This window comes from Bacillus sp. iso_77 (assembly GCF_056173625.1).
Genome location: NZ_CM149683.1, coordinates 2,679,297 through 2,703,227 on the forward strand (window position 1 = coordinate 2,679,297; position 23,931 = coordinate 2,703,227).

23 protein-coding genes and 1 other annotated feature are annotated in these 23,931 nt (G+C 40.8%); of the genes, 5 read left to right on the forward strand and 18 right to left on the reverse strand.

Annotated elements, in window-relative coordinates:
• Positions 1-16 precede the first annotated feature (16 nt).
• The 4 genes from AC0VYC_RS13720 to AC0VYC_RS13735 are packed head-to-tail and all read right to left on the reverse strand — an operon-like array spanning position 17 to position 3,942.
• Positions 17-1,306: a Gfo/Idh/MocA family oxidoreductase gene (locus AC0VYC_RS13720; RefSeq protein WP_335350663.1), complete on the reverse strand. Its 1,290-nt coding sequence runs from the start codon at positions 1,304-1,306 to the stop codon at positions 17-19.
• An 18-nt stretch (positions 1,307-1,324) separates the two neighbouring features.
• Positions 1,325-1,849 carry a lipoprotein YteS gene (locus AC0VYC_RS13725; protein WP_159159901.1) on the reverse strand — a complete coding sequence of 175 codons (525 nt, stop codon included), beginning with the start codon at positions 1,847-1,849 and terminating at the stop codon, positions 1,325-1,327.
• Positions 1,846-2,958 carry a glycoside hydrolase family 88/105 protein gene (locus AC0VYC_RS13730; protein WP_039168377.1) on the reverse strand — a complete coding sequence of 371 codons (1,113 nt, stop codon included), beginning with the start codon at positions 2,956-2,958 and terminating at the stop codon, positions 1,846-1,848. Before AC0VYC_RS13730 ends, AC0VYC_RS13725 begins: the two co-directional genes overlap by 4 nt.
• An 18-nt stretch (positions 2,959-2,976) precedes the next feature.
• On the reverse strand, positions 2,977-3,942 hold the full coding sequence (locus AC0VYC_RS13735; RefSeq protein ID WP_008343019.1) for an ABC transporter permease: 966 nt from the start codon (positions 3,940-3,942) through the stop codon (positions 2,977-2,979).
• A gap of 231 nt (positions 3,943-4,173) precedes the next feature.
• Here AC0VYC_RS13735 and AC0VYC_RS13740 point away from each other — a divergent pair, with 231 nt between their 5' ends.
• Complete coding sequence (locus tag AC0VYC_RS13740; protein ID WP_045034177.1) at positions 4,174-6,474, forward strand: helix-turn-helix domain-containing protein; 2,301 nt, start codon at positions 4,174-4,176, stop codon at positions 6,472-6,474.
• 35 nt (positions 6,475-6,509) lie between these two features.
• Here AC0VYC_RS13740 and AC0VYC_RS13745 read toward each other — a convergent pair whose 3' ends face one another.
• Complete coding sequence (locus tag AC0VYC_RS13745) at positions 6,510-6,881, reverse strand: winged helix-turn-helix transcriptional regulator (RefSeq protein ID WP_008343017.1); 372 nt, start codon at positions 6,879-6,881, stop codon at positions 6,510-6,512.
• 154 nt (positions 6,882-7,035) lie between these two features.
• On the opposite strand from AC0VYC_RS13745, the gene AC0VYC_RS13750 reads away from it, so the two are divergent.
• Entirely contained in the window at positions 7,036-8,223 is a 1,188-nt protein-coding gene (locus AC0VYC_RS13750; protein WP_475388682.1) for an MFS transporter, read from the forward strand.
• Between the two features lie 13 nt (positions 8,224-8,236).
• Positions 8,237-9,076, forward strand: coding sequence for an aldo/keto reductase (locus AC0VYC_RS13755; RefSeq protein WP_039168372.1), 840 nt, complete (start codon positions 8,237-8,239; stop codon positions 9,074-9,076).
• A 44-nt stretch (positions 9,077-9,120) separates the two neighbouring features.
• Here the strand turns inward: AC0VYC_RS13755 and AC0VYC_RS13760 are convergent, their stop codons facing one another.
• From AC0VYC_RS13760 to AC0VYC_RS13785, 6 genes are all read right to left on the reverse strand, one after another.
• Complete coding sequence (locus AC0VYC_RS13760; protein WP_008343015.1) at positions 9,121-10,620, reverse strand: extracellular solute-binding protein; 1,500 nt, start codon at positions 10,618-10,620, stop codon at positions 9,121-9,123.
• Between the two features lie 24 nt (positions 10,621-10,644).
• A complete protein-coding gene (locus tag AC0VYC_RS13765; RefSeq protein WP_098680761.1) occupies positions 10,645-11,505 on the reverse strand; it encodes a carbohydrate ABC transporter permease in 861 nt (286 codons plus the stop codon).
• A 218-nt stretch (positions 11,506-11,723) separates the two neighbouring features.
• Positions 11,724-12,476 (reverse strand): NAD-dependent epimerase/dehydratase family protein, encoded by a 753-nt coding sequence (locus tag AC0VYC_RS13770; protein WP_475388684.1) that lies wholly within the window; start codon positions 12,474-12,476, stop codon positions 11,724-11,726.
• A gap of 52 nt (positions 12,477-12,528) precedes the next feature.
• The gene (locus AC0VYC_RS13775) at positions 12,529-13,431 is read right to left on the reverse strand and encodes a dienelactone hydrolase family protein (RefSeq protein WP_160757435.1); all 903 of its coding nucleotides are present in this window, start codon (positions 13,429-13,431) and stop codon (positions 12,529-12,531) included.
• Positions 13,432-13,561: 130 nt separating this feature from the next.
• Positions 13,562-15,976: a leucine--tRNA ligase gene (gene leuS / locus AC0VYC_RS13780; RefSeq protein WP_017367888.1), complete on the reverse strand. Its 2,415-nt coding sequence runs from the start codon at positions 15,974-15,976 to the stop codon at positions 13,562-13,564.
• Between the two features lie 97 nt (positions 15,977-16,073).
• Positions 16,074-16,295 (reverse strand) — a binding site (T-box leader).
• Positions 16,296-16,397: 102 nt separating this feature from the next.
• Positions 16,398-16,727 (reverse strand): DUF4257 domain-containing protein, encoded by a 330-nt coding sequence (locus AC0VYC_RS13785; protein ID WP_008343006.1) that lies wholly within the window; start codon positions 16,725-16,727, stop codon positions 16,398-16,400.
• 425 nt (positions 16,728-17,152) lie between these two features.
• Here AC0VYC_RS13785 and ytvA point away from each other — a divergent pair, with 425 nt between their 5' ends.
• Positions 17,153-17,956, forward strand: coding sequence for a YtvA family blue-light photoreceptor (gene ytvA, locus AC0VYC_RS13790; protein ID WP_007501884.1), 804 nt, complete (start codon positions 17,153-17,155; stop codon positions 17,954-17,956).
• Between the two features lie 84 nt (positions 17,957-18,040).
• Positions 18,041-18,739 carry a sunset domain-containing protein gene (locus AC0VYC_RS13795; RefSeq protein ID WP_008343000.1) on the forward strand — a complete coding sequence of 233 codons (699 nt, stop codon included), beginning with the start codon at positions 18,041-18,043 and terminating at the stop codon, positions 18,737-18,739.
• Between the two features lie 60 nt (positions 18,740-18,799).
• On the opposite strand, the gene AC0VYC_RS13800 is transcribed toward AC0VYC_RS13795, so the two are convergent.
• From AC0VYC_RS13800 to AC0VYC_RS13830, 7 genes are all read right to left on the reverse strand, one after another.
• On the reverse strand, positions 18,800-20,110 hold the full coding sequence (locus AC0VYC_RS13800; protein WP_008342997.1) for an ABC transporter permease: 1,311 nt from the start codon (positions 20,108-20,110) through the stop codon (positions 18,800-18,802).
• Complete coding sequence (locus AC0VYC_RS13805) at positions 20,100-20,798, reverse strand: ABC transporter ATP-binding protein (protein WP_007501890.1); 699 nt, start codon at positions 20,796-20,798, stop codon at positions 20,100-20,102. Before AC0VYC_RS13805 ends, AC0VYC_RS13800 begins: the two co-directional genes overlap by 11 nt.
• A gap of 21 nt (positions 20,799-20,819) precedes the next feature.
• Positions 20,820-21,803, reverse strand: a complete 984-nt coding sequence (locus AC0VYC_RS13810) for an ABC transporter ATP-binding protein (protein WP_041093384.1) — start codon at positions 21,801-21,803, stop codon at positions 20,820-20,822.
• A complete protein-coding gene (locus AC0VYC_RS13815) occupies positions 21,797-22,675 on the reverse strand; it encodes an ATP-binding cassette domain-containing protein (protein ID WP_007501894.1) in 879 nt (292 codons plus the stop codon). Before AC0VYC_RS13815 ends, AC0VYC_RS13810 begins: the two co-directional genes overlap by 7 nt.
• Positions 22,668-23,060, reverse strand: coding sequence for a GntR family transcriptional regulator (locus AC0VYC_RS13820; RefSeq protein WP_024719312.1), 393 nt, complete (start codon positions 23,058-23,060; stop codon positions 22,668-22,670). The genes AC0VYC_RS13815 and AC0VYC_RS13820 overlap by 8 nt, the downstream gene beginning before the upstream one ends.
• A gap of 17 nt (positions 23,061-23,077) precedes the next feature.
• The gene (locus tag AC0VYC_RS13825) at positions 23,078-23,257 is read right to left on the reverse strand and encodes a hypothetical protein (protein ID WP_008342991.1); all 180 of its coding nucleotides are present in this window, start codon (positions 23,255-23,257) and stop codon (positions 23,078-23,080) included.
• Positions 23,258-23,522: 265 nt separating this feature from the next.
• A complete protein-coding gene (locus AC0VYC_RS13830; RefSeq protein WP_061419967.1) occupies positions 23,523-23,855 on the reverse strand; it encodes a hypothetical protein in 333 nt (110 codons plus the stop codon).
• Positions 23,856-23,931: the final 76 nt, after the last annotated feature.

Consider the following 23,931-nt stretch of genomic DNA (forward strand, 5'->3'; position numbering starts at 1 on the left):
CCTCCTCTCTTTCTCGTTACACCGTCTCTTTTTGAAACAATTCTTCTATTTCAATCGGGCGTTTTTCTGCAACTGAGCGCCACATGCCTTCGCCAAGTGCAATGGAATAAGCCCCCGCCTCTGCTCCTGCCGAAATGTCATAAGGAATGAGCGGATCTTTTCCTAAAAATAAATCTGCTAATAATAGCGGATCTCCGCCTCCATGCCCCCCTGATTGCTTCACAACTTCAATCGTTTCTTTTCCACCAAACATCGGGTAGTATGCAATTGTCTGTTCAGGGAATTGAAAAGGGATTCTCGATGGCACATGAAACTCATTTGTTTCAATCCGTCCCTTCGTCCCGTTAATCGCAAGCCGGTAGCCTTCATATGGCGCTGAAAATTGAATCGAGTAACTTAACAAAGCCCCCTGATCATAAGCCACTGACGCCACATACGTATCCTCAATATCAATTTCTTGATCAAAAATACAGGCATCCGGGCGATAATTTGAGTATTGCTTTGACTGCTGCTCACCTGATTCTATATGGTCATCCTCCACCTTTGTGCGCTCTACCCGCGGATTCCACCTTGCTTCATAATGACAGGTATCTCTTACATGACAGGTTCCACAATATCGATTCTCTTCACCCTGCAAAGGATTCCAAGGACTTTCATCCCCAAAATAATTCAGTGCGCCATAGGCAAATACTTGCTTCGGCTTTTGATCAATCCACCAGTTGACCAAGTCAAAGTGATGGGTCGATTTATGAATAGACAGACCTCCTGAATATTGACGCGAGCGGTTCCACCTTTTAAAATAACTGGCTCCGTGATACGTATCAATGAGCCAGCTTAACTCAACAGACGTGACCCTTCCAATCTTTCCATCTAAAATGAGCTCTTTTATCTTTCGATGGAATGGATTGTAGCGATAATTAAAGGTGACGGTGACCTTCCCTTTGCTTTCTGCCTCTTTTTCCATCACCTGTTTGGCGTCTTTTGCTGTTGTGACCATCGGCTTTTCCGTTATGACATCCAGATCATGATCCAGTGCCTGCAGGATATATGTGACATGTGTATCATCTCGCCCCGCCACAATGACGATATCTGGTCTTGCTTCCTTCACCATCTGACCAAATGCATCCTCATGAAAAAATGAGACGCCCCTTAGTGATGGAAAACGCTCCTGACAAAGTGTATATCGCTTCTCATCTACATCTAAGAGCCCTGTAATCCTGTAATGCTCGTTGAAATCCTCGGTGAGCGGTTTGATAAACATATTGAAGGCACGGTGACTGAGCCCGCAAACAGCGACCCTTTTCACATTCCCCCACCCCTTTTTCTATTGGTTTTCACGAAGCTGCTTCATGAGAGACAGTGCCTCTTTAGATTTCTCCGCATACACAGGAATGAAGGCGACCATATCTCGGTGTAATCGAAAGGTATAGCCATTTAGCTGCTTTGTTCCTTTCTTGATTTGGACCGCATAATCGACTGTATTTCCCGTCTTTGCATCTTCCACCGTATATGGTCCTGCCCCTTCGCCATCTACCCGCATCTCTTCAAGCAGCTGAAAGCTTTCAGGATCATCATATGTTCTAAACATTTCTTCCGGGACAAACATCACGTCCCCCTCTTTTGCAGTTATTTCAACAAGAAGTTTTTCAGGAATTGCAGGGAAGATGTGAACGTCGTATGTCTCCTGATTTGGTTGAAAAGCTTTCTCCACTAATTGGTCTTTCATTGCTTTTGACATGTCAGAAAAAATAAGGACATCAATCCCCTCTGTTTTCCCCTGACAGGCGGACAAATAAAAGGCAGCGATGAAGCTGAGGAACCATGCCGCAGCCCTTTGATGCCGCCTCATACCTTTTGAAACACAGACAGCTTTTCTAGTTCAGTTAACGCCATAATAAAAGCGCCTGCTCCATGCAAATCATTCGTGCTCCGCTCTCTGCCAACGTAATAGTCATAAAATCCCGCAGATGTTCCAATACAAATATCGTTCACCGTAAAATCGCCGTTGTCTTTTTCCTCCGTTTTATACTGAATCAATCCTTGATACGCTTTGACCACGTGATCAACATATCGAAGACTGACATATCCTTCATTCATGGCTTTTGCCATTGCATATATGAATAGACATGACCCTGAGCTTTCAAGCCAATTGTCGCTATGACTTCCTTTATCAATGATTTGATGCCATAGACCCGTCTCGTCGTCCTGATATTTTGCCACACTTTCCAGCATATCTGTCAGTGTGTCCTTCCACACTTTTCGTCCTTCATGTCCTTCTGGTAAATCTTCGATCATATCGGCTAACGCAAGGACATACCAGCCAAAGGATCTTGCCCAAAATTCTGGGGAACAGCCCGTCTGTTGATCAGCCCATGGCATCACTTTCCGTTCATCCCATGCGTGATAGTAAAGGCCCGTTTTTTCATCTTTGGTATGCTTTCTCATGAGATGCTCTTGATGGATGACCATGTCCACCAGCTCCGATTCTCCTGTCAACTGGGCATACTTTAAAGCAAAAGGCCCACCCATATAAAGACCATCTAGCCACATTTGATAGGCATAATTGTCTTTATGCCAGAAACCGCCCTCAGACGTGCGATTCAGCGTCCGGTAAAGCCCCCGAAGCTTTTCTGCTGCCTTCACATACCGCTTCTCTCCCGTTCTTTCAATCAGCGGGAATAAAATCAGCCCTGCTTGAATGGCATCAAGCTCGTCTCTGCGGAATAACAGATTCCCATGGTCATCAATGAGTGAGTCAGCATAATTTTTCACATAATCAAAGTACGCCTCGTTTTCTGTTGCTTCGTAAAGCTTCATCACTCCGCAAAGGAAAACCCCTTGATGATAGTGCCACCTTCCAGCTGGCGGAAGTTCAATCGGTGTATACGCTTTCATTATTGTTTGTGCTAATTTCTCTGCATGCTCAAGCGGTGATCCCTTTTCAATCGATAATGTCATTGGTCTTCATCTCCCCTTTTAATAAATCCCTTCTTCTCCAAACTTCTTCGCTAAACGGTTTGCCATCATGACCAAAATAAGTCCAACGGCTGCTTTAAATAAACCAACAGCGGTACTATAGCTGAATTGTCCTTGCTTCAGACCAGCTGTATACACATACGTATCAAAAATCTCTGCAACTTCCCTGTTGGTCGCATTGAGTAATAAATAGACATGTTCAAATCCAAGCTCTAATGTATCACCGATTTTTAAAATGAGTAGTACAACAATGACACTTTTAATCGCAGGAAGGGTGATGTGCCACATTTGTCTGAGTCTGCCGGCTCCATCCATTTTTGCTGCTTCATATAGCTGCGGATCTACTGCTGTAATCGCTGCAAGATAAATAATGGTTGACCAACCCGCTTCTCTCCAGATTACCTGCAAAATGTACATGGGTCTAAACCATTCTTGACTAAGAAGGAAGTTAATCTTTTCTCCTCCGAAGAAAGCAATCAATTCATTGATTAACCCGCCATCTACCGTTAACAAAACAAAAGATAAGGACACGACAATCACCCATGACATGAAGTGAGGAATATAAATCATTGTCTGAACAAATTTCTTAAACAGTGCCAATCTGACCTCGTTTAAAAGAAGGGCTAATAAGATTGGAATCGGAAAGAAAATCACGACATTCATGGCAAATAAAATGAGCGTATTTTTTAATAAGATGAAAAATGTTGGTTCTGTAAATAAGCGAATAAAGTGTTTGAAGCCAACCCACTCACTGCCAAGAATTCCGAGAAACGGCTGGTAATCTTGAAAGGCAATGATCAGCCCCCACATAGGGACATATTTAAAGACAAGAAAATAAAGGAGCCCTGGCAAAATCATTAAATACAGAAATTTTTGACTAAGTAATTGGTTAAGTAAGCGCTTTCTCTTTTCTTTTTTCAAAGCTGCCGCAGGCACACCCTTGGCAGTGACATCCTGTGTTTTCACAGATAAAGCCTCCCCTCATGCTGATGCATGTGTTAACTGTATCTTAAGGATGAAAAATCCGTCTACAATCATATCATCAGATCATATTTACTCAGGGGAAGCTACTCAAAACGTTACATAAAACATAAGAAAATGATCCTAATCTCAGAAAATGATTATTGACAAACCTACCAGATTTTTGGATTAATAAACTAAGGGGAAAAGATTGTTTCGTTTGAAATGGGGGGTTTTATGAAAAGAAAGCAGTATAAATTTTATTACAAGCTGGTGACGTTTTTTTTCGTGCTTAGTACAATTCCTGTTATTATTGTCGGTATTTTTTCTTATCAGCATTCGCAAAAAACTGCACTCGAAAATATTTCAAATGAAAAGCTGGACAGCGTCAAACAAACGCAATCCAATATTGAGCATATTCTAAAGACAGTAGATCATTCTCTCACTCACTATGTCAGTTCGCCGCCTCTCCTTCAAACACTGGCAGAACCTTTAAATCCAGACCAATTCCAACTTTATAATCAAGTCCAGCAAGAACTGAATTACCTGCAAACCTTCGACACCGATCTCTCCAATATTACACTTGTTAGTAAAATGGAAGATTGGTATATGAACAATTCTGGTCTTTATCATGTCTCAAACGGAGATCAAGAGAAAGCGTTAACCTCTTACCTCAATATTCCGAGTCATTCCAGCTGGGCACTTGAAGAAAATAATCCACTTGTCTCAACAAAAGAAGGAAAGACATCCTTTTGCAAATACAATGTGAATTTAATTAAGCAGCTTCCAATGAACAGTGTCCAAAAGAAGGGGATCGCCGTCGCCAGCATTCCAAGCTGCGTGATTGCTGACAACATGCCTGACTTCTCTCAATCTGATAGTATGTTTGTCATTGATACAAACGGAAAAGTACTGCTACATAATCGAAAAGAACAAATTGGTGACTCGTTAAAAAATCAAGATTTCGTCAAACATGTCCTGTCACTTGAAGAACGATCCGGACAATTTGATATGAAAATCGATGAACTAAACTATCAAATTACGTTTCAAAAATCAGATTATAACGAATGGACATACTTATCCTTTGTCTCCATTCCAGAACTAAAGCAGCAAACGAAATCAATCGGGTGGATCACCTTTATTATTTGCTTTATTTTGTTAGCGCTTTCATTATTATTTTCATGGTTTGGCTCTAGACACTTTTATAAACCGATTCGCTTATTATACGAATCCTTTGCACGTAATGAGTCGTTTTTGCATAAACAGCCTTTCCAAAATGAATTTGAGCTCATCGAATCGAGCATTAAACAAATGAAAGATCAAAACAATGATCTAGAGGAACGGATTGAGCAGCAAGTGACCCACTTACAGCAATACTTTATGGTGCGGCTGCTGCTTGGCAAACTGACGGAAGAAGAGATTCACAACCGATTTCAAAGTCTAGGCTTTCCTCGTGACTGGTCCCATTTGTCCATGCTTGTGACCCAAATCGATACACTAAAAGGAACGCCGTATGAAAAAAAGGATGCAGACTTGCTTTTATTTGCGATAAACGGACTGATTGAGCAGATTATTCCGCTAGAGGAGCACCTTCAGCCGACCGTTGTCAATCAGCATCAAACGACGATTGTTCTCAATCAATCGAAGTCAGAAGAGGAATTTACTGAATATTTAAATCAATTAGCCGAAACAATTCAGCAACGGATTGAGGAAGAGCTGGGCTTATCGATCAGCATTGGGATCAGCCGCCCATTTAAAGAGTTACCTATGGCCAAACATGCTTATATTGAAGGGAAAGAAGCCCTAAAATACAGGCTCAAAGCAGAGAAAAAATCCATTCTTTTATACGAGCACATTCAGCAAGGAAAGACGTTTAAGACTCATTTCCCAAAACAGCTACAGCATGATTTATTTGATGCCATTAAAGCAGGCGATCAAGGCAAGGCAGATCACTATTTACATGTGCTTCTGCAATCCATTTTTTCTAAAAATGCTGGACCACATGAGTACCAGATTGCTCTCGCTCGTTTTTTAAACAATCTCATCGAGCTGATGCATTTGCTAGGCATTGAATTGTTTGAAGTCGAAGATAATAAAATGCTCTATGATACGATCTTTGAGTTTAAAACGTTTGAAGATACAGAAGCGTGGCTGAAACATGAGATCATTCGACCCATCATTGATCAGCTCGGCGCGCGTGAAGACTCTCAATATAAAAATATCTCAGAGAAAATCATTCATATCATTCATCAAGAATTTGACTCAGATCTGACATTGGACGAAATCGCTACACGCCTACACTACAACCCAAATTATTTAAGCAGTATTTTTAGAAAAGAAATGGATATCTCCTTTAGTGAATATCTCTCGTCTTACAGACATCATGTCGCCAAAAACTGGTTGGTGGAAACGGATATGTCGGTGAAAGAAATTTCGGAAAAGCTAAAATACAAAAATCCGCAAAATTTCATCCGCTCCTTTAAAAAGCTGGAAGGCACCACACCTGGGAAATACCGTGATCAGAAAAAAGGCATATAAAGCAAAGTCCCGCTCTCGCAAGAAGCGGGACTTTTTTATTTAAACTGTTCATTTAGAATACTGTCTTCCAGCACTGAAAGCGGCTCGCCATACACTCGTTCAATATGGGCTGCCCCCCAATCACATAACGCATTCAAAATTCGCTCAAGTGACTGTCCGTATTCACTTAATTCATACTCCACTTTAGGCGGCACTTGTTCATATACAATGCGGTTAATCACACCGTCATTTTCAAGCTCTCTCAGCTGCTGTGTGAGCATTTTTTGCGTGATATTTGGCATGAGGCGCTTCAGTTCACTCGTCCGCTTTTTCCCATGTGTTAAATGACATAAAATGACACACTTCCATTTCCCGCCGATCACTTCAAGCGTTGCTTCCACAGAGATATTATATTTCTTCTTTTCCAACGTCTCTTCACTCCTTTTGATGCTGTACAGGCACTTTTTAGTACCTATATTACAAAAAAGTACGTACTTTTTTTTCTGTTATCTATGTTAGATAATAACTCTTGCCGATCGGCTTCGTCTATTAAAATGTCATGAAAGAAGGATGTGAATCACTATGCAAAACAAACAAAATCACTTTGCCCTTCTCGCACTAGCGATTAGTGCATTTGCTATAGGTACAACTGAATTTATCTCTGTAGGTCTCCTACCGATGATCTCAGAGGACTTTGGCGTGAGTGTCAGTCAGGCCGGCTGGACCGTTTCTTTATATGCGCTCGGTGTTACCTTTGGCGCACCAATTCTAACCTCCCTGACTTCCGCTATGAACAAAAAGACATTGCTTTTGCTCATTATGCTCGTCTTTCTCATTGGAAATACACTTGCCACGATTGCCCCGACTTTTTCTGTGCTCTTAATCGGACGAGTGATTTCAGCCCTATCACATGGCGTATTTATGTCGATTGGCTCGACCATTGCCGCAAGCCTTGTGGTGAAAGAAAAGCGGGCAAGCGCTATTGCCTTTATGTTCACTGGTTTAACAGTCGCTACTGTGACCGGTGTGCCATTCGGTACGTTTCTTGGTCATGAGCTCGGCTGGCGGACGTCATTTGGTGTGATTGTCATGATTGGCCTAATCGCACTGATTTCTAACTATTTCCTTGTTCCGTCTCAATTGAAACAGGGTGTGAAAACAACGTTTAAGGATCAAGCAGCCTTATTAAAGACGAAAAGAATTTTGCTTTTATTTGTCATTACTGCTACAGGGTATGGAGGAACTTTTGTCGTCTTCACCTATTTATCCCCTCTCTTGCAGCATGTGACAGGTCTTGCGCCTGGAACAGTTGCCTTGATCCTGCTGTTATACGGGATGACCATCGCCGCTGGGAATGTCATTGGCGGAAAAGCAGCGAATAAACAGCCAATGAAAGCACTGATTTATATGTTTATCATTCAAAGTCTCATCTTGTTTATCCTTAGCTTTACTGCTGGATTTATGACACTCGGGATTGGAACTGTGATGCTGATGGGACTGTTTGCTTTCATGAATGTACCCGGCCTTCAAGTTGCCGTCGTTGATTTTGGAGAAAGGTATACACCTGGAGCTGTCGATGTTGCTTCCGCTCTGAATATCGCTGCCTTTAATGCAGGTATCGCCATTGGTTCATTTTTAGGCGGTATCGTGACAGATACCCTTGGGCTTGTGCATACCGGCTGGGTTGGCGGCATCATGGTGCTCATAGCGGCCATACTCACGATGGTGAGTCATCAAATCGAACAAAAAGAATACAAACAAACCATTTAAAGGAGACTTTCATATGAACGATTTACAAAGTACAAAAACATTAAACAACGGCGTCCGCATGCCAGGATTTGGTCTTGGGGTCTTTCAGGTTGAAGAGGGCACGGAATTAATTGAAGCTGTTAAAACAGCCATTCAATTAGGATATCGCAGTATTGATACAGCTTCTATTTACGGCAATGAAGAAGGTGTTGGACGAGGCATACAACTTGGTCTAGCAGAAACAGGCCTTCGCCGCGAAGATATCTTTGTGACATCCAAAGTGTGGAATGCCGATTTAGGATATGAAGCGACACTAAAAGCATACGAAGACAGCCTGAAAAAACTTCAGCTTGATTACCTTGATCTGTATTTAATTCACTGGCCAGTTGAAGGGAAATACAAGGAAGCATGGCGCGCGCTTGAAACGCTGTACCGTGAAGGAAAAGTTAGAGCCATCGGTGTAAGTAACTTCCAACCGCATCATCTAGATGAATTATTGAAAGATGCGGACATCATTCCAGCGATTAATCAAGTCGAGTTTCATCCAAAACTCACACAGGAAACGCTGTTTACGTATTTGAAAACACATGGCATCCAAATGGAAGCCTGGTCACCACTTATGCAGGGAGAGCTACTGCACCACCCGCTGATCACGGAGCTTGCGGGCACATACAGCAAAACACCTGCTCAAATTATTTTGCGCTGGGATGTGCAAAAAGGCGTCATTACGATTCCTAAATCAACGAAAGCCCATCGTTTAAAAGAAAATGCCGACATTTTCGATTTTGTCCTATCTGATGAGGATATGAAGCGCCTGTCTGCCTTAAATGAAAATAAACGAATTGGTCCTGATCCCGACAACTTCGACTTTTAATGAAAACACCCCCGCTTTTTACTAAGCGGGGGTCTTCATGTTCATCATTTTGATTTTTTAAAGGAAGCTTCATATTCTTCTATGATTTTATTTCCACCATTTGATTTCCACTTCTCTACATCTTTCTTAAATTGTTCTTCGTTGATATCACCAAGAATGAACTTATAGGTCGCATCATCGATGATTTTCTTCAATTCATTTCCTCGCTCTGATGCCGTTTCTGAATACAGGCTTTCAGCAGGGTTAGCGACAATGATGTTTTTATTGTCTTCTTCTAGCTCTTCATATTTTGTACGAACTGCATCGCCTTTATTTTTCAAGTAACGTTTATCAATCCCTACGAGGCTGACAAGCGGCTGTACATCTGTCTGCCAGCTTTTCACTTGGCTTTCTTCCCTCACAAATGTATTTCCATCTTGTTTGTTATAATGCTTTCCATCAATCCCATACGTCATGAGACCATACACGTCTTCTTCTGCAATGCGGTCAAAGAAAGCCAAAATTCTCTTTAACTCTGCTTCTGATTTGACGCTTGTTTTAGGGAAGGCGAAGATGCCATTATGGCCGCCTGATGCCCATACACGTTCTTTGCCATCTGGGCCTTTGATTCGGTTGATAATATCCACTTCCATGTTCTTATCTGTTGCATCATCTCTTAAGTTCACTGCATCTACCATATTTCCAACATAGATACCCGCTTTTCCTTGTGAGAACAATTCTTGCTGCTGCGTTTTGCTTGTGACTGGGAAGTCTTTGTTTATATAGCCATTGTCACGCAGTTTTTTCATATATTTCATTGTATTCATATACTCATCCGTCATAAAGTCTGGCGTAAATTTGCCGTTTTCTTCTTTCCAATCTGTTGGCATTCCTTCATAAGAACCTAGCGTTTTAAATGCACCGTAAATCAAATCGTTACGGTCTGTAAAACCAATTGTATCGTCCTTGCCATTTTTGTTCGGATCTTTTTCAGTAAATGCCTTGGCTACTTCATAAAGGTCATCCAGCGTTTTTGGTGTATCCAAATTTAAATTTTCAAGCCAATCCTTTCGAATGACAATCCCTTGTCTTGAAAGTGGTCTCTCTCTATAAATGCCATAAAGCTTCCCATCGATAGAGGCATTTTTATTAATCAGTTCGTTCATCTTACTTAAATTTGGATAATCCTTTAAGTATGGACCGATTTCCCAGAACATGCCTGATCTGAACGCATTGATAGCAGATGAATTCTTAATGTCTTGAATCGTCACAATTTGCGGGAGGTTCCCTGCGGCAAGTGCTGAATTTAAACGGTCTTCTTTCACCGCATCAGGCACCCACGTAATATCAAGCTCTGTATTTGTGAGCTTCTCAATCTCTTCTAGCACTGAATCTTTCGGCGGCTGCTGATGATATAAAATCGCCATCCATGTCAGCTTCACCTTTTTGTCTAAATCAACCTTTTCATCTGATGAGCTTGCCCCTTTACTTGAACAAGCTGACAGAATACCACTTGCGGCAAATAACAAAACAAAGGCAATCAGCCATAATTTCTTTCTCCCCATAGATCCCTCCGTTATTCCATCTTTTTAACCCTTTACAGAACCTAGTAATGCCCCTTTGTTGAAATGCTTTTGAATAAATGGATAGACAAGCAGAACAGGAATGGTCGCCACGACGATGACCGCCATTTTAATGGTTTGGTCTGGCGGCGGTGTTGATGAGCCCATATCTGACATATCTCCCTGCATACCGCTTGATACAATGACGATTTGTCTTAACAGGACCTGAATTGGCCATTTCACCGAATCGTTTAAATATAAAATGGCTGTCATGTACGTATTCCAATACGTCACGGCATAAAAAAGTGAAATCGTCGCAATAGCTGGCAAAGAAAGTGGCAGGACGATTTTAAAGAAGATCCCTAAATCGTTACAGCCGTCCATCTTCGCTGATTCTTCAAGGCTAGCCGGTATGTTTTGAAAGAAGTTTTTCAAAATGATCAAATTGAATGCATTGATGGCCACAGGTAGAATGAGTGACCAGTAAGTATCAAGCAGCCCAAGTGTTTTCACGACGATAAACGTTGGAATCATCCCTCCGCTAAACAGCATCGTGAAGACAACGAGAAACATGAGAGTTCTTCGGCCCTTTAGCTCCTGACGAGACAGCCCATACGCCATGAGTGAGGATAAAAACATGCTGACCGCTGTTCCAACGAGTGTCACAAGAATGGATACAATCAGGCTGCGATACACAATATCTGTAGAAAAGATATAGCGATAGGCCTCTAGAGAAAACGTCGTTGGAAACAAAATAAACTTCTTTGAGATGACCTCTTCTACTGTCGCAAAAGAGGCGGCAATGACATGGATGAACGGGAGCACACATATTAATGCGAACATGAGTAGAAAAGAGTAATTAAATACATTGAACAATCGGCCTTTAATAGAACGATCTATGTTCATCACGCCCTTTCTTTGTAAGCGTTATCATTTCGTCTGAACATAAGCTGCAGCCTTTGACGATATCGTGATTAAAATGTAACAAACGGGGGAAGAAAGCGTCTATAATCATCATGACAGACCACAGAGATGATCATGCCATTCGTGCTTTTAGCCTCATCAATGAAAAGAAAAAGATCATGAGCTAATGTCATGATTATGCCCTATGCCTGATCGTTTTCTTTCAGAATTTCTGCCGTATTGACATCTGGCCTGTAGCCTAACTCCTGCTTCGTTGACTGAGTAGACCAAGGTTTTCCTTCGTTTTCTGATACGGCATAATAAGTCCCGAATGGAACGTCCGTTTCGATGGCAGCCTTGATCATGCCGAAAAGGTCTTCATGTGAAAGAAGCGTTCGTTTCGTTCTTTTTTTAGTGTGCAATCCTTCCATCTCATCTGTCACGACGGTTCCAATTCTCAAATTGATGACAGACATACCTGTTTGATCGTGAAACAAACGTCCAAGCTGTTCGGAAGCAAATTTTAAAATGCCATACACATTTTTCGTTGCTGGTACATCATCAGTCGTAATTTCTCGCCCTAGTAAGGAGTGACCATCTTTTTCATATCGATCTGTCACATGATTACTGCTTGCAAAAATGACTTTTGGAATGCTTAACCTTGCCGCTGAACGAAACATATTATACGTGCTTATCCAAAACACATCATTCATTTTTGTAAACTCCTTTTCATTCATCACATCATGCGTCATGCCTATGTTTAAAAGATGAATGATCACATCTGTATCTCTTGGAATGGCTTGAAACAACTCCTCTTCAATTGCCGCATTTGCAAAAATGACTTCTTCTACACATCTTGTTTGATCAATGATGGTCAGGTCATACTCCGAAGAGAGCTCGTTAGTTAATAAACGTCCGATGACACCACATCCGCCAATCATGGTGATTTTTTTCATCTGTTTCCTCCTTCATCTTCTATCGGAGTAGTATGTCCATGCCGTCTATTGATTACAGCCACTTTTTCAAAAAACGTGTAGCCTCGTGGCGCATAGCAGCCGTTTCAAAATGACCTGCATGTAAACCTACAAGCTGATAACGTTCCTTTAAGGAAGCAGCTTGATAGGCTTGACTTAATGTCTGTTGAATTCGTCCAACACCTTCAGCTGGTGTAAGCTGATCATGCTTTCCAACTAAGCTTAAATGCGGTCTTGGGAAAATCATTTCTTGGATGTCAGCTGCTGTAAAGTGCTTAGCTAAGCTCGGTACATAATAGTAAAAACCGTGTCTATCTAAATGATTTGTTTCAATCAATGTGTGATGATCAACCTGTGCGCAAAGATCCACACACACACTGACCCTCTCATCAAGTGCTGCCGTCCACCATGAAAGAAGGCCGCCCATTGACATCCCAAAAACAGCTAAACGCTCTGGAAGCACATCAGAGCGGGACAGCAAATAATCAATTGCACACATGCTCTCATACAGCATCATGCCCCACATCACTTTTCCTGTTAACAGCATTTCTTTGAAAATTTCACTTTCTGTTCTTCCCCTTCTTTCACCAAATCCCGCGTGATCAATCGCCAACACACTATAGCCCTTTGAAGTGAATTCTTTTGCGTATGAAGGCGTTTGCAAATAATGAGCCCCCTTCAATAACTCTTCTTTCCCATCCACATAATTCCCACCATGAGAATGCTGAAACAAGACAACAGGCCTTTTTTTTACTGTATCTTTCGGCTTCACAAAATAAGCCGGAACTTCCTCCACCCCATGAATAGAGAGAATGAGTGTTTCTACTAAGTACGATTCACGTTCCTCAATCTTTAACGTATACGCCTCCACACGATGGCGCTCCGGCATTTCCCCTAATAAACTGAGCAGTTGTTCACGTTTGCTTTCCTTTTCCATTGACGTCACTCCTCATTTTCTTGATCAACTTGTTAAATACGAGATTGATGGAGGAATTACCTTGTTTTCGACAAAATTATGTCCCGGGAAATAAACAACACCCATCGGCTGATACCGATGGGTGCGTTCATTAGTTTGCGACAATATTGACAAGTTTTCCAGGAACCGCAATCACTTTGCGGATTGTTTTCCCTTCAAGCTGTTCTTTTATCCGTGCATCATTTTTCGCAAGCTCTTCTAGCTGCTCTTTTGTTGCATCAGCAGGGACCGTTAATTTTGCTTTCACTTTTCCATTTAGCTGTACGACAATTTCCACTTCATCATCGACAAGTTTTGACTCATCATATTGCGGCCATGCTTCATAAGAAATAGACCCTTCATGACCAAGTTTATTCCAAAGCTCTTCCGCTACATGCGGTGCAATCGGAGAAAGAAGTTTCACAAATCCTTCTGCATATTCTTTCGGCAGTGTGTCAGCCTTGTATGCATCGTTGATGAACACCATTAATTGTGAAATCCCAGTATTGAAACGTAAGCCTTCATAATGATCCGTTACCTTCATGACGGTTTCATGGTAGCTGCGCTCTAATGCGCCGCCAGATTGCTCTGTCACTTTATCACTGATGGAGCCATCTTCATTTGTAAACAGACGCCATACACGATCTAGGAAACGACGAGCACCATCAAGACCTGTTTCAGACCAAGCAATCGACGCATCTAAAGGTCCCATGAACATTTCGTACAGTCTTAATGTATCTGCACCATGAGATTCTACGATATCATCTGGGTTGACAACATTCCCTTTTGATTTACTCATTTTTTCATTATTTTCACCAAGAATCATTCCTTGGTTGAACAATTTCATGAACGGTTCTTTTGTTGGAACAACACCAATATCATACAAGAATTTATGCCAGAATCGTGCATATAGCAGATGAAGCACAGCATGTTCTGCTCCACCAATATACACATCAACCGGAAGCCATTTCTTCAGCTTTTCAGGCGATGCAAGTTCTTCTGTGTTATGTGGATCAATATAACGTAAGAAGTACCAGCAGCTACCTGCCCATTGTGGCATCGTATTGGTTTCACGGCGTCCTTTTTTACCTGTCACTGGATCGACGACCTCTACCCAATCTTTAATATTCGCTAAAGGTGATTCACCTGTTCCGCTTGGCTTAATCTCAGTCGTCTTAGGCAAAATCAGTGGAAGCTCTTCTTCTGAAACAGCTGAAGATGTTCCGTCCTCCCAATGAATAATTGGAATTGGCTCTCCCCAGTAACGCTGACGGCTGAACAGCCAGTCTCTTAAACGATAAGTGACTTTCTTTTCACCTTTTTGATGTTCTTCCAGCCATGCAATCGCTTTTTCAATTGCTTCTTCTTTCCCTAAGCCGTTTAAGAAATCAGAGTTGATGTGCTTTCCATCACCTGTGTAGGCTTCTTTGTCAATGTCTCCACCTTCGACAACCTCTTTGATTGGAAGATCGAATGTTTTGGCGAATTCATAATCACGTTCATCATGAGCAGGAACTGCCATGATCGCTCCAGTGCCATATGTGGCTAACACATAATCTGCAATCCAAATCGGCATCTTTTCCCCATTCAATGGATTGATGGCATAAGCACCTGTGAAAATGCCCGTTTTCGTTTTAGCAAGATCTGTTCGCTCTAAGTCACTCTTAGACTGAATTTCTTTGATATATGCTTCAACTGCTTCTTTTTGAGCAGCTGTTGTAATTTTTTCAACTAGTGCATGCTCTGGTGCAAGAACGGCATATGTTGCACCAAATAGTGTATCAGGACGTGTTGTAAACACCGTAAACTGTTCGTCATGTCCTTCTACTTCGAAGTGAACATGTGCACCTTCAGAACGTCCAATCCAGTTGCGCTGCATGTCTTTGATGCTTTCAGGCCAATCAATGTCTTCTAAATCTTCTAACAGCCTGTCCGCATATGCTGTAATTTTTAGCATCCATTGCTTCATTGGACGTCGTTCAACAGGATGCCCTCCGCGCTCACTTTTCCCATCAATGACTTCTTCATTTGCAAGGACTGTACCGAGTGCTGGGCACCAGTTTACAGGTACTTCATCAATATACGCCAATCCTTTTTCGTACAATTTCAAGAAAATCCACTGGGTCCATTTATAATAATTCGGATCTGTCGTGTTAATTTCTCGATCCCAATCATACGAGAAGCCCAATGATTGAATTTGACGGCGGAAATTATTAATGTTCTCTTCTGTAAATGCAGCTGGATCATTTCCTGTATCCAGCGCATATTGTTCCGCTGGAAGACCAAATGCGTCCCATCCCATTGGATGAAGAACATCGTATCCCTGCATACGTTTCATACGTGATAAAATATCCGTTGCTGTGTATCCTTCAGGATGCCCTACATGAAGCCCTGCTCCTGATGGATAAGGAAACATATCTAGCGCATAAAACTTTGGTTTATCTTCCGAGTCAGATGTGGCGAATGTTTTATGTGTCAGCCAATAATCCTGCCACTTTTTTTCAATTTCCCGATGCTGAAAACTCAATGTGAAAACCTCCTTTAATATGTACGGCTTTATCTGCTCAGATGACCACTGCAAGAATTCAGATTTTTCTAAAATCAACAAAAAACCCTCATCCCTGGAAAGGGACGAGAGATTTTTTGGTTCCCGCGGTACCACCCTTGTTAGCGTCATGAACTGTTCATACGCTCACTTAATATCTTTAACGCAGACATGCGACAGAAGCTTTAACGCAACTGCAACTCTGAGGCGAGTTCAGAAGCAGATTTGATTGACTTTCACCAGCCGTCAATTCTCTAAAGACAAATACTGCTTTCCTACTACTCCTCTTCACTGTTCTTATCGTAACCGTCATCTAAGTAGTATTTTATAGAATTATGATCATAAGTGCAAGCAGGTTTGTATACAATGGGAATGTACCCTAGACTAGGGTAAAGTGAGGATATTATTCGTGTGGAGATCGGTTATGACGGTTGGAGCCTGCATCCTGTGAACGTTCTTCTCTCACAAAATCGAAGCTTCGCAGAACTGCTTCTCCTCCGTAACCTGAAATAATGGATAAGATGATCAAGTGCAGACTAGATTCGGGATTTGAGGATAAGACAAGCAGTGTAGCAGCAATCATCCCAACGAGCCAATCTTCAATAAACCCTAGATAAATAAACTTCTTTGTCATTCTGGGCTTCTCTAGCCTGCCTTTTTTCTTTACGTGACCGAGAATGCCCATGACCCCTCCAATGGCGCAAGCAATAATGACTTGTTGCAGCATTTTCATCACCTTCCTAAAGCCCTTAGAATAGTAAAGCGACTTCAGGCTGTCCAGCCCCCTGTAATGCCATTCTGCTGTTCCGTCATAATCCATGTAAAAGGTCTATTCTCTCTAACGAAGAAAAAAAGCTTGTTTCTTCCATTATATGTGAATGACCCAAAAACAATCTTGATGCATTGGAATCATTTTCACCTAATCCATATTAACTATTTTTGTCATTTTATGAATTATCCTCAAATGATTCCTTCTTTTTCTAATGAAAAGTCTCCTTACTTACTCTATTCTAATGGAGGACAAACTATGATGACAAATTTAACAAAGCGATTGCAATCATTGAAACAGAACATATGTTATGTTACGTTTAAAAAGAATTCATTTGGTTTTAAAAAAACCATCTTAAATGTCTGATAGCAGCAGCAAAGGAGGGTAATATGGTCAGCTCGAACATCTTCGGCTTGCAAAAACAGCTTGAACTCATAAAAAAAGCGCTGGATCATGCGCGGATTGGTGTTGTCATTACAGACCCTTCTTTAGAGGATAACCCTATCGTTTATGTGAATCATGGCTTTACACAAATGACTGGATATAAACCAGATGAGATTCTTGGACGTAATTGTCGATTCCTCCAAGGAAAAGACACAAATCAAGAGCAACTTGCCTTAATACGTCACGGAATTCAAAACAAAACACCTATTACCACACAGCTCAAAAATTATAAAAAAGACGGTACTTTTTTTTGGAATGAACTCAATATAGACCCTCTATACATTGAACAAGATGACAAAACATTTTTTATTGGCTTTCAAAAGGACATTACAAAGCAGAAAGAATATGAACAACTCCTAGAAGATTCCTTACAGGAAGTCACCTCTCTGTCGACGCCAATTGTCCCAATCAAAAATGGTGTTTCCGCTCTTCCACTCATCGGAAAATTATCAGAAGAACGCTTTGATGCTATCGTCGCGAAGTTAACTTGTATATTAGAAGATTCAAAGGATGATTATTTAATTGTCGATCTTTCTGGTTTAATTGATGTCGATGATTCCGTTGCAGCGCGAATTTTCAAACTGCATCACCTGCTGAACTTAACTGGAACTGAACTCATCATCACTGGGATCAAACCACAGCTTGCGATGAAAATGAAAGACTTAGATACAGACTTCCAGAATACGATCACTTATTTAACGGTAAAAGAAGCAATCAAAGGATTGCCATTAGCTGAAAACCCTGTTTAAACAGGGTTTTTTTAATTGAACCGCTCCCCAAAATGGAAAAATGAGGTATGATAGGTGTAAATAGCGATATAGGGGGGCTGCCAGATGATGATGTTACTCATCATAGGTCTTTTATGTATTTGTTTCGCCATAGGATATGCCGTCAATTATTTATTACTTAAACACCAAAATCAACAAATCTTTTCAAAAAAACTCTTCTATCCTTTTTTGACCATTGGTCTTGTTTTTTCTATTATGTCATTACCGTTTGCCGGCACAGGTGCTCCGAAAGCACAAGCAGATCCATCTTCTGAACAGCTGCTGAAAGAGCAAAAACAATTAGCATCTGACATTTCTCGTCTAAAGGAAGACAAAGAAACGCTGACGGCCTCTTTAGAAGACGTGACCAAAGAAAAAGAAAAGCTATCCAAGAAATTAGAAACCATCACCTCCGAAAAGAAGACAGTCAAACAGCAAGAAAAAACCATCCATGAGCTTGAAGAGAAAATAGACAAGCTCACCTCTACAAACGAAACACTCAAAAAAGAACACCAGAAAGTAAACAAAGACACCACGTCATCGGCCCAGCGATCTGCTCCTAAAGATGATGGGTCGAATACTGGCGGTCATGAGTCACAAAAAGAAACAAAAAAAGAATCTGCCGCCTGTAATATTAAAGGAAGTGTCAACGGCATATATCACACACCGAGCAGCAGATACTACTCACGGACAAAAAACGTGACCAAAATGTTCTGCTCCGTAGAAGAAGCTGAGCGTGCAGGGTACCGGGCACCAAAGCAATAAACATCTTTTGACGATAAAAAAACCTCCTGTCAGCCCAATATAGGTACAGGAGGTTCTTCTTTAAATTTCTCTTCTTAATGCTGTTAATACATTCGTTTTTGTCGCTTTACGTGCTGGATTGAGTCCAGAAATAATGGCGACTCCTGCACTAATCACTGTTGCTGTGACCACAAGGCTTAGCGGAATATAGGAGAAGGTGATCGAGAATTGATCACTTGATCCCCCTTCAGACATGGAAGACAAAATCGCTGGAATGATTAAATTCACTGCAAAACTAACGATGTACGAGATGATAATCCCGATGATCGATCCAATCACCCCAATATAAGCACTTTCCATGAGGAACATTCGCTTAATAATGGAAGGATTCGCACCGATGGCTTTCATGATCCCAATCTCTTGTGTCCGCTCTGTTACGGCCATTGTCATCGTATTGAAAATGCCGATCGCCGAAATAATCACCGCAATACATCCAACAAAGATGAGTCCAATTTTAAAGACTGTAAAGAACATATCCATTCCTTCAAGCTGATTCGTCACAGAGATGACTTGATAGCCGTCATCTGTCAGCTTATCTGTGAGCGCACCGACATTGTCGAACTTATCAGCATAGACAGACGTCATTTTTTCGACATTTCCTGCATCAGGAGACAGATCGAGCACTTGACTAAATTCTTTTTCATAAGCATTCGGAATAAGAATTTTATGATCCTGCTGCCACTCCAAATTCGGTTTCTTCAATACACCGACGACACGGAAATCGAACGTCTTTTCTTTCACCACTTCATTTTCTTCATTCAGTTTCGGCACCTTGATTTGAATGACTTTGTTTAAAATTTCCTTCGTATAGCCTTTTGGCTCTTCCGGTGTCTCTTCACCATTTGATGTCTGATTCATTTCTTTTTCATAGTCTTTTCGTTCTTTTTCCGTCCAAAGTTGTTCTGCCATTTGATACCCAACTACAATTTCATTCGCCGATGTTGGGACTTTTCCACGGTCTAGTTCAAGGCCTGCCTCTTTTTCTTCTTTCATATCTGTCAGTACAGCCTGCGTATCACTTGAGCGATTATCGAGCTCGACGTGAACCGATGGAATGATTGACGTTCTTGCAACGACAGATTTCGCATGATCATATTTCTTTAAATCGTCAACCTTGACGTCACCTTTTTCTTTGCCTAACACTTTAATTTCTGTGATAATTTGTTGTTTCATGATTTCATCTTGAGCCGATTTTTGCAGACCAAAACCAACTGACGCTAGAACGATTAAGAAAGAGCATGCCATTGTCGTTGCAAGTATGGTCATAAACACACGCAATCTATTTTTCTTCATATTTCTTCTGATGAATTTGACCTGATCTCTAAATTTCAATGGACTGATCCCCTTTCTTTAATACACCATCATGAAGCTGGAACGTTGTGTCTGCGATTGAAGCGACTTCATCGTCATGTGTAATGATGACAAATGTAATTCCTTTTTCACGATTGAGCTGCTGGATAAAGGCTAGAATTTCGCCTTCAGTTTCTGAATCCAGACTGCCTGTTGGTTCATCTGCTAAAATAATAGACGGATTAAGGATCAAGGCTCTTGCAATACTCACACGCTGCTGCTGTCCACCTGATAGTTCATTAGGATAATGTCCTGCGTGATGTTCCAGTCCAACTCGTTTCAGCATTTCCTTTACTTTCACTTTTCGCTCAGACGGCTTCACACCTTTTAAAGTGAGCGGAAGTTCAACGTTCTCATATGTTGTTAAACTCCCGATCAATTGAAAGCTTTGAAAGATAAAGCCAAAATGATCTAACCGAAAGTCTGCCCATTCTTTCTCATTAAAGCCGGTCACATTGGTGCCATCAACCATAATTTGTCCGCTTGTTGGCGTAATATACCCCGATATTAAATTCAGTAAAGTGGATTTCCCCGAACCGCTTCGTCCGACGATACATGCAATTTCGCCTCTTTTAATAGACAAGTCAATGTCTTTGAGCACAGGAATCTCGTTCTCCCTGCCCTTTTTCCCAATTTTAAACACATGATCTAACGATTGAATTTGAATCATCTCTACTCCCCTGCTCTCTGTTTATCTTTTTCGATAGATTAAGAAATAACTCGTCAGTGCGCCTACAGCTCCACCGATGCACATCCCAACAAAATATCCAATTAATGAATCTGAGGAGAAACCAACCCAGCCAAACCCTAAGACGCCAAACACGATCACCATAATTTGAATTGGGCGATCCATTATTGAATAAAGGAAGAATCGGCCATTTCGTTCAATTGGATGTTTAATAAAGCTAAACAAGCCAATAAGGTAAAATAGCAACATCATGACAATTGGAACGATGTATTCTTCACCATTGAACCAAAGCCGATATTCCTGATAAAAACTGTTAGCTGTAATATAAGTAATGGGGGAAATGGGCGTGATCAAAAAATTAAAGATTTTATCCAGCCACATCCCGCTTGTTTTAAAGATAAAATCTAAGTGAAGGATTGGTAAACCAATCACTAAGTAAGGTAAAATAGCTGTACTAAATCCAACGATTGCTTGAGAAATAGCACTCCCTGTTAAAGCACCTGCTGCAAAAAACAAACTATAGATCATCAAGGCTGACAACAACGCAGAGAAATAATGACTGTTAAATCCAGGTGTCTCTATTGGCCCAAGACCTAATTTTAATAAATAAATGAGAAGGTATGAAACAGCATGAACACTTGCAATAATTCCAGCACCTAAGAAAAACTTTGTGTGAAAGATGGAACTTCTACTAAACGGCAAGGATACGGTAAAGTCCATCTGCCCTTTATTTCTTTCAAATCCTAGCTGAATCACAGCAAAAAATATTCCCATGACCCATGAAAGTGAGAGAAATGCGTCCGTCTTAAAAATATAAGTGAATGTTGTTGTATCCATTAGACATTCTCGGTTTTCTAAACAATCTTGAAAGGATGAGTATTCCATTAAAAAGGATAATGGCGTCGCAAATACCGCAACAAGCATCACTAAAATGAATGTCAGCTCAGACTGCTTCCATTCCTTATATAACAATTGCCGCTTTACCATCTGCGTTTCCCTCCAAACTTCGCAATGAATACTTCTTCTAAATTTACAGGCAGTTCATGCCACACTTTTGGTTCAAGCGATTTCAAATACTCTTTTGCTTCTTCATCTGTTTTGAGTACAAGTGCTGTATAGAACACACCCGCTTGATCTAAAATGGCAACGCCTTTTTTTCTAATACTTAAGTTCATATCCTCTTCAAATGCCATCTGGATTTTAACGTAGTCATTCTTTAATTCATCTAAATCCATAACACTTGTGAGCTGATTTCCTTCCAAAAACCCGATTCGGTTACACATACGCTCAATATCCTCTAAACGGTGAGATGTAATTAAAATCGTTGTTTGTCGTTCTGCCACCTCGTCAATCATCAGCTGAAGAACGTCATTTCTTGTGACTGCATCAATCCCGTCTGTCGGCTCATCTAACAAAATGACTGCTGGTTTGATGGCAAAACTTAAAATGAGGGATAGCTGTTTCTTTAAACCTGTCGACAATTCCCGGTATTTCACTTTTTCCGGAATCTCATACCGGTTCACAAGCTCATTGGCATATGTCACGTCAAACTTTGGATACAGTTGTTTTAACAGCTTCACAAGCTGTCCATAATTGTACCGGTCAAAGTAGGGATTTACGACTGGCATATACACAATATTTTGCTTCACTAACGGGTGGTCTTTTACGAGTACATCTTTAAAATAAATCTCTCCTTCATCTGGAAGAAGGATTTGCTGAATCAAGCGAAGAAGTGTTGTTTTACCAGAGCCATTCCGGCCAAGCAGACCAAAGATCTCTCCTTCGCCTATCTTGAAGGAAACGTTGCTGAGTACTTCGCGTCCATTTAATTTCTTTGATACATTTCTGACCTCAATCAACTTGTTTTCCTCCTTTTAGACTTGAGCTGATCTCCTCCAGCCACTCTTTGAGTTGATGAATATCAATACCGGCATAATGAGCTTCAATAATGAGTTGCCTTAATTGCTCCTTCATCTCTAACACCTTCCCTTCATTCAGCTTTAACTGTGCACCTTCTGTCACATACGTTCCACGACCTCTTAATGTTTCAATAATTCCTTCCCGTTCAAGCTCTTTATACGCTTTGCTGACGGTGTTTGGATTCGCAATAATAATGGTGGCAAGCTCTCTCACAGAAGGCAGTTTGTCACCTGGTTTCATCACGCCTTTTAAGCACAAAATTTTTAACTGCTCAATGATTTGTTCATATATTGGTGCAGCGCTTCTTGGATCTATTTGAATCATGATGGCTCCCTCTTTTCTCATTCATGCTTTTGCAGTCCTATCGCTTGATCATGTCCTTGCATTAAAGGGACCGAATTTGGAATAAAATCTTTTTGAACTTCAAAACCAATGAAAACGAGAACGAAAAAAAATGTACATGCTAACGCAACAGCCAGCACCATCCACTTTAAATTGATTGGTTTTTTTTCTTTTTTCATGGTTAAACACCTTTCTTCACGTTTAAGTGTCTGTAGTGTATTAGTTGATGTAGTACACTTAATACAATATAGACACTTGATTGAAAAGTCAAGAGACTCTAGAAAAAAATAGGCAGACGAACCAGATAAAATGACGAAGCTACTTAAAAGCTTTCGGAAGCCAGGTTTGCTTCTGGTTTAGGGTGTTCAACACGTTAATAACTTTCATAATCGCCTGAAAAAGTGCATAATAAAAGACCCCGAATATTGAGGTCTCTACAATGTTTTAATTAGATACTATTACTTTGTTTTTGGACTTGCTTTTGAACAGGATTAGCACCCACCATACTAATAAAAATATATAGCCTATAACTGTAAAGATAGACCAAACTGCACCCTGTCGCAATTGACTAAATAAGTGTTCAAATTCATTCATTCCTTCTACTCTACCAATGCTATTTATCAGGCTAATAATCGGAATTGTAACAGTAAATACAATGGTTAGAATGGACAATCCCCTATGTTTATTTTTCACAACACTGAATATTGCGGTTCCTAATGTTGCTAAGAAAAACAAGTAATATAATGCCCAAAACCAATCAGGAAGAGTCTCCAACATTTCTTCTACCCCCTTGAAGATATTTGCAATTTCTATATATAACATACTTTAACAGAACAAAAACCTATTTATCCAA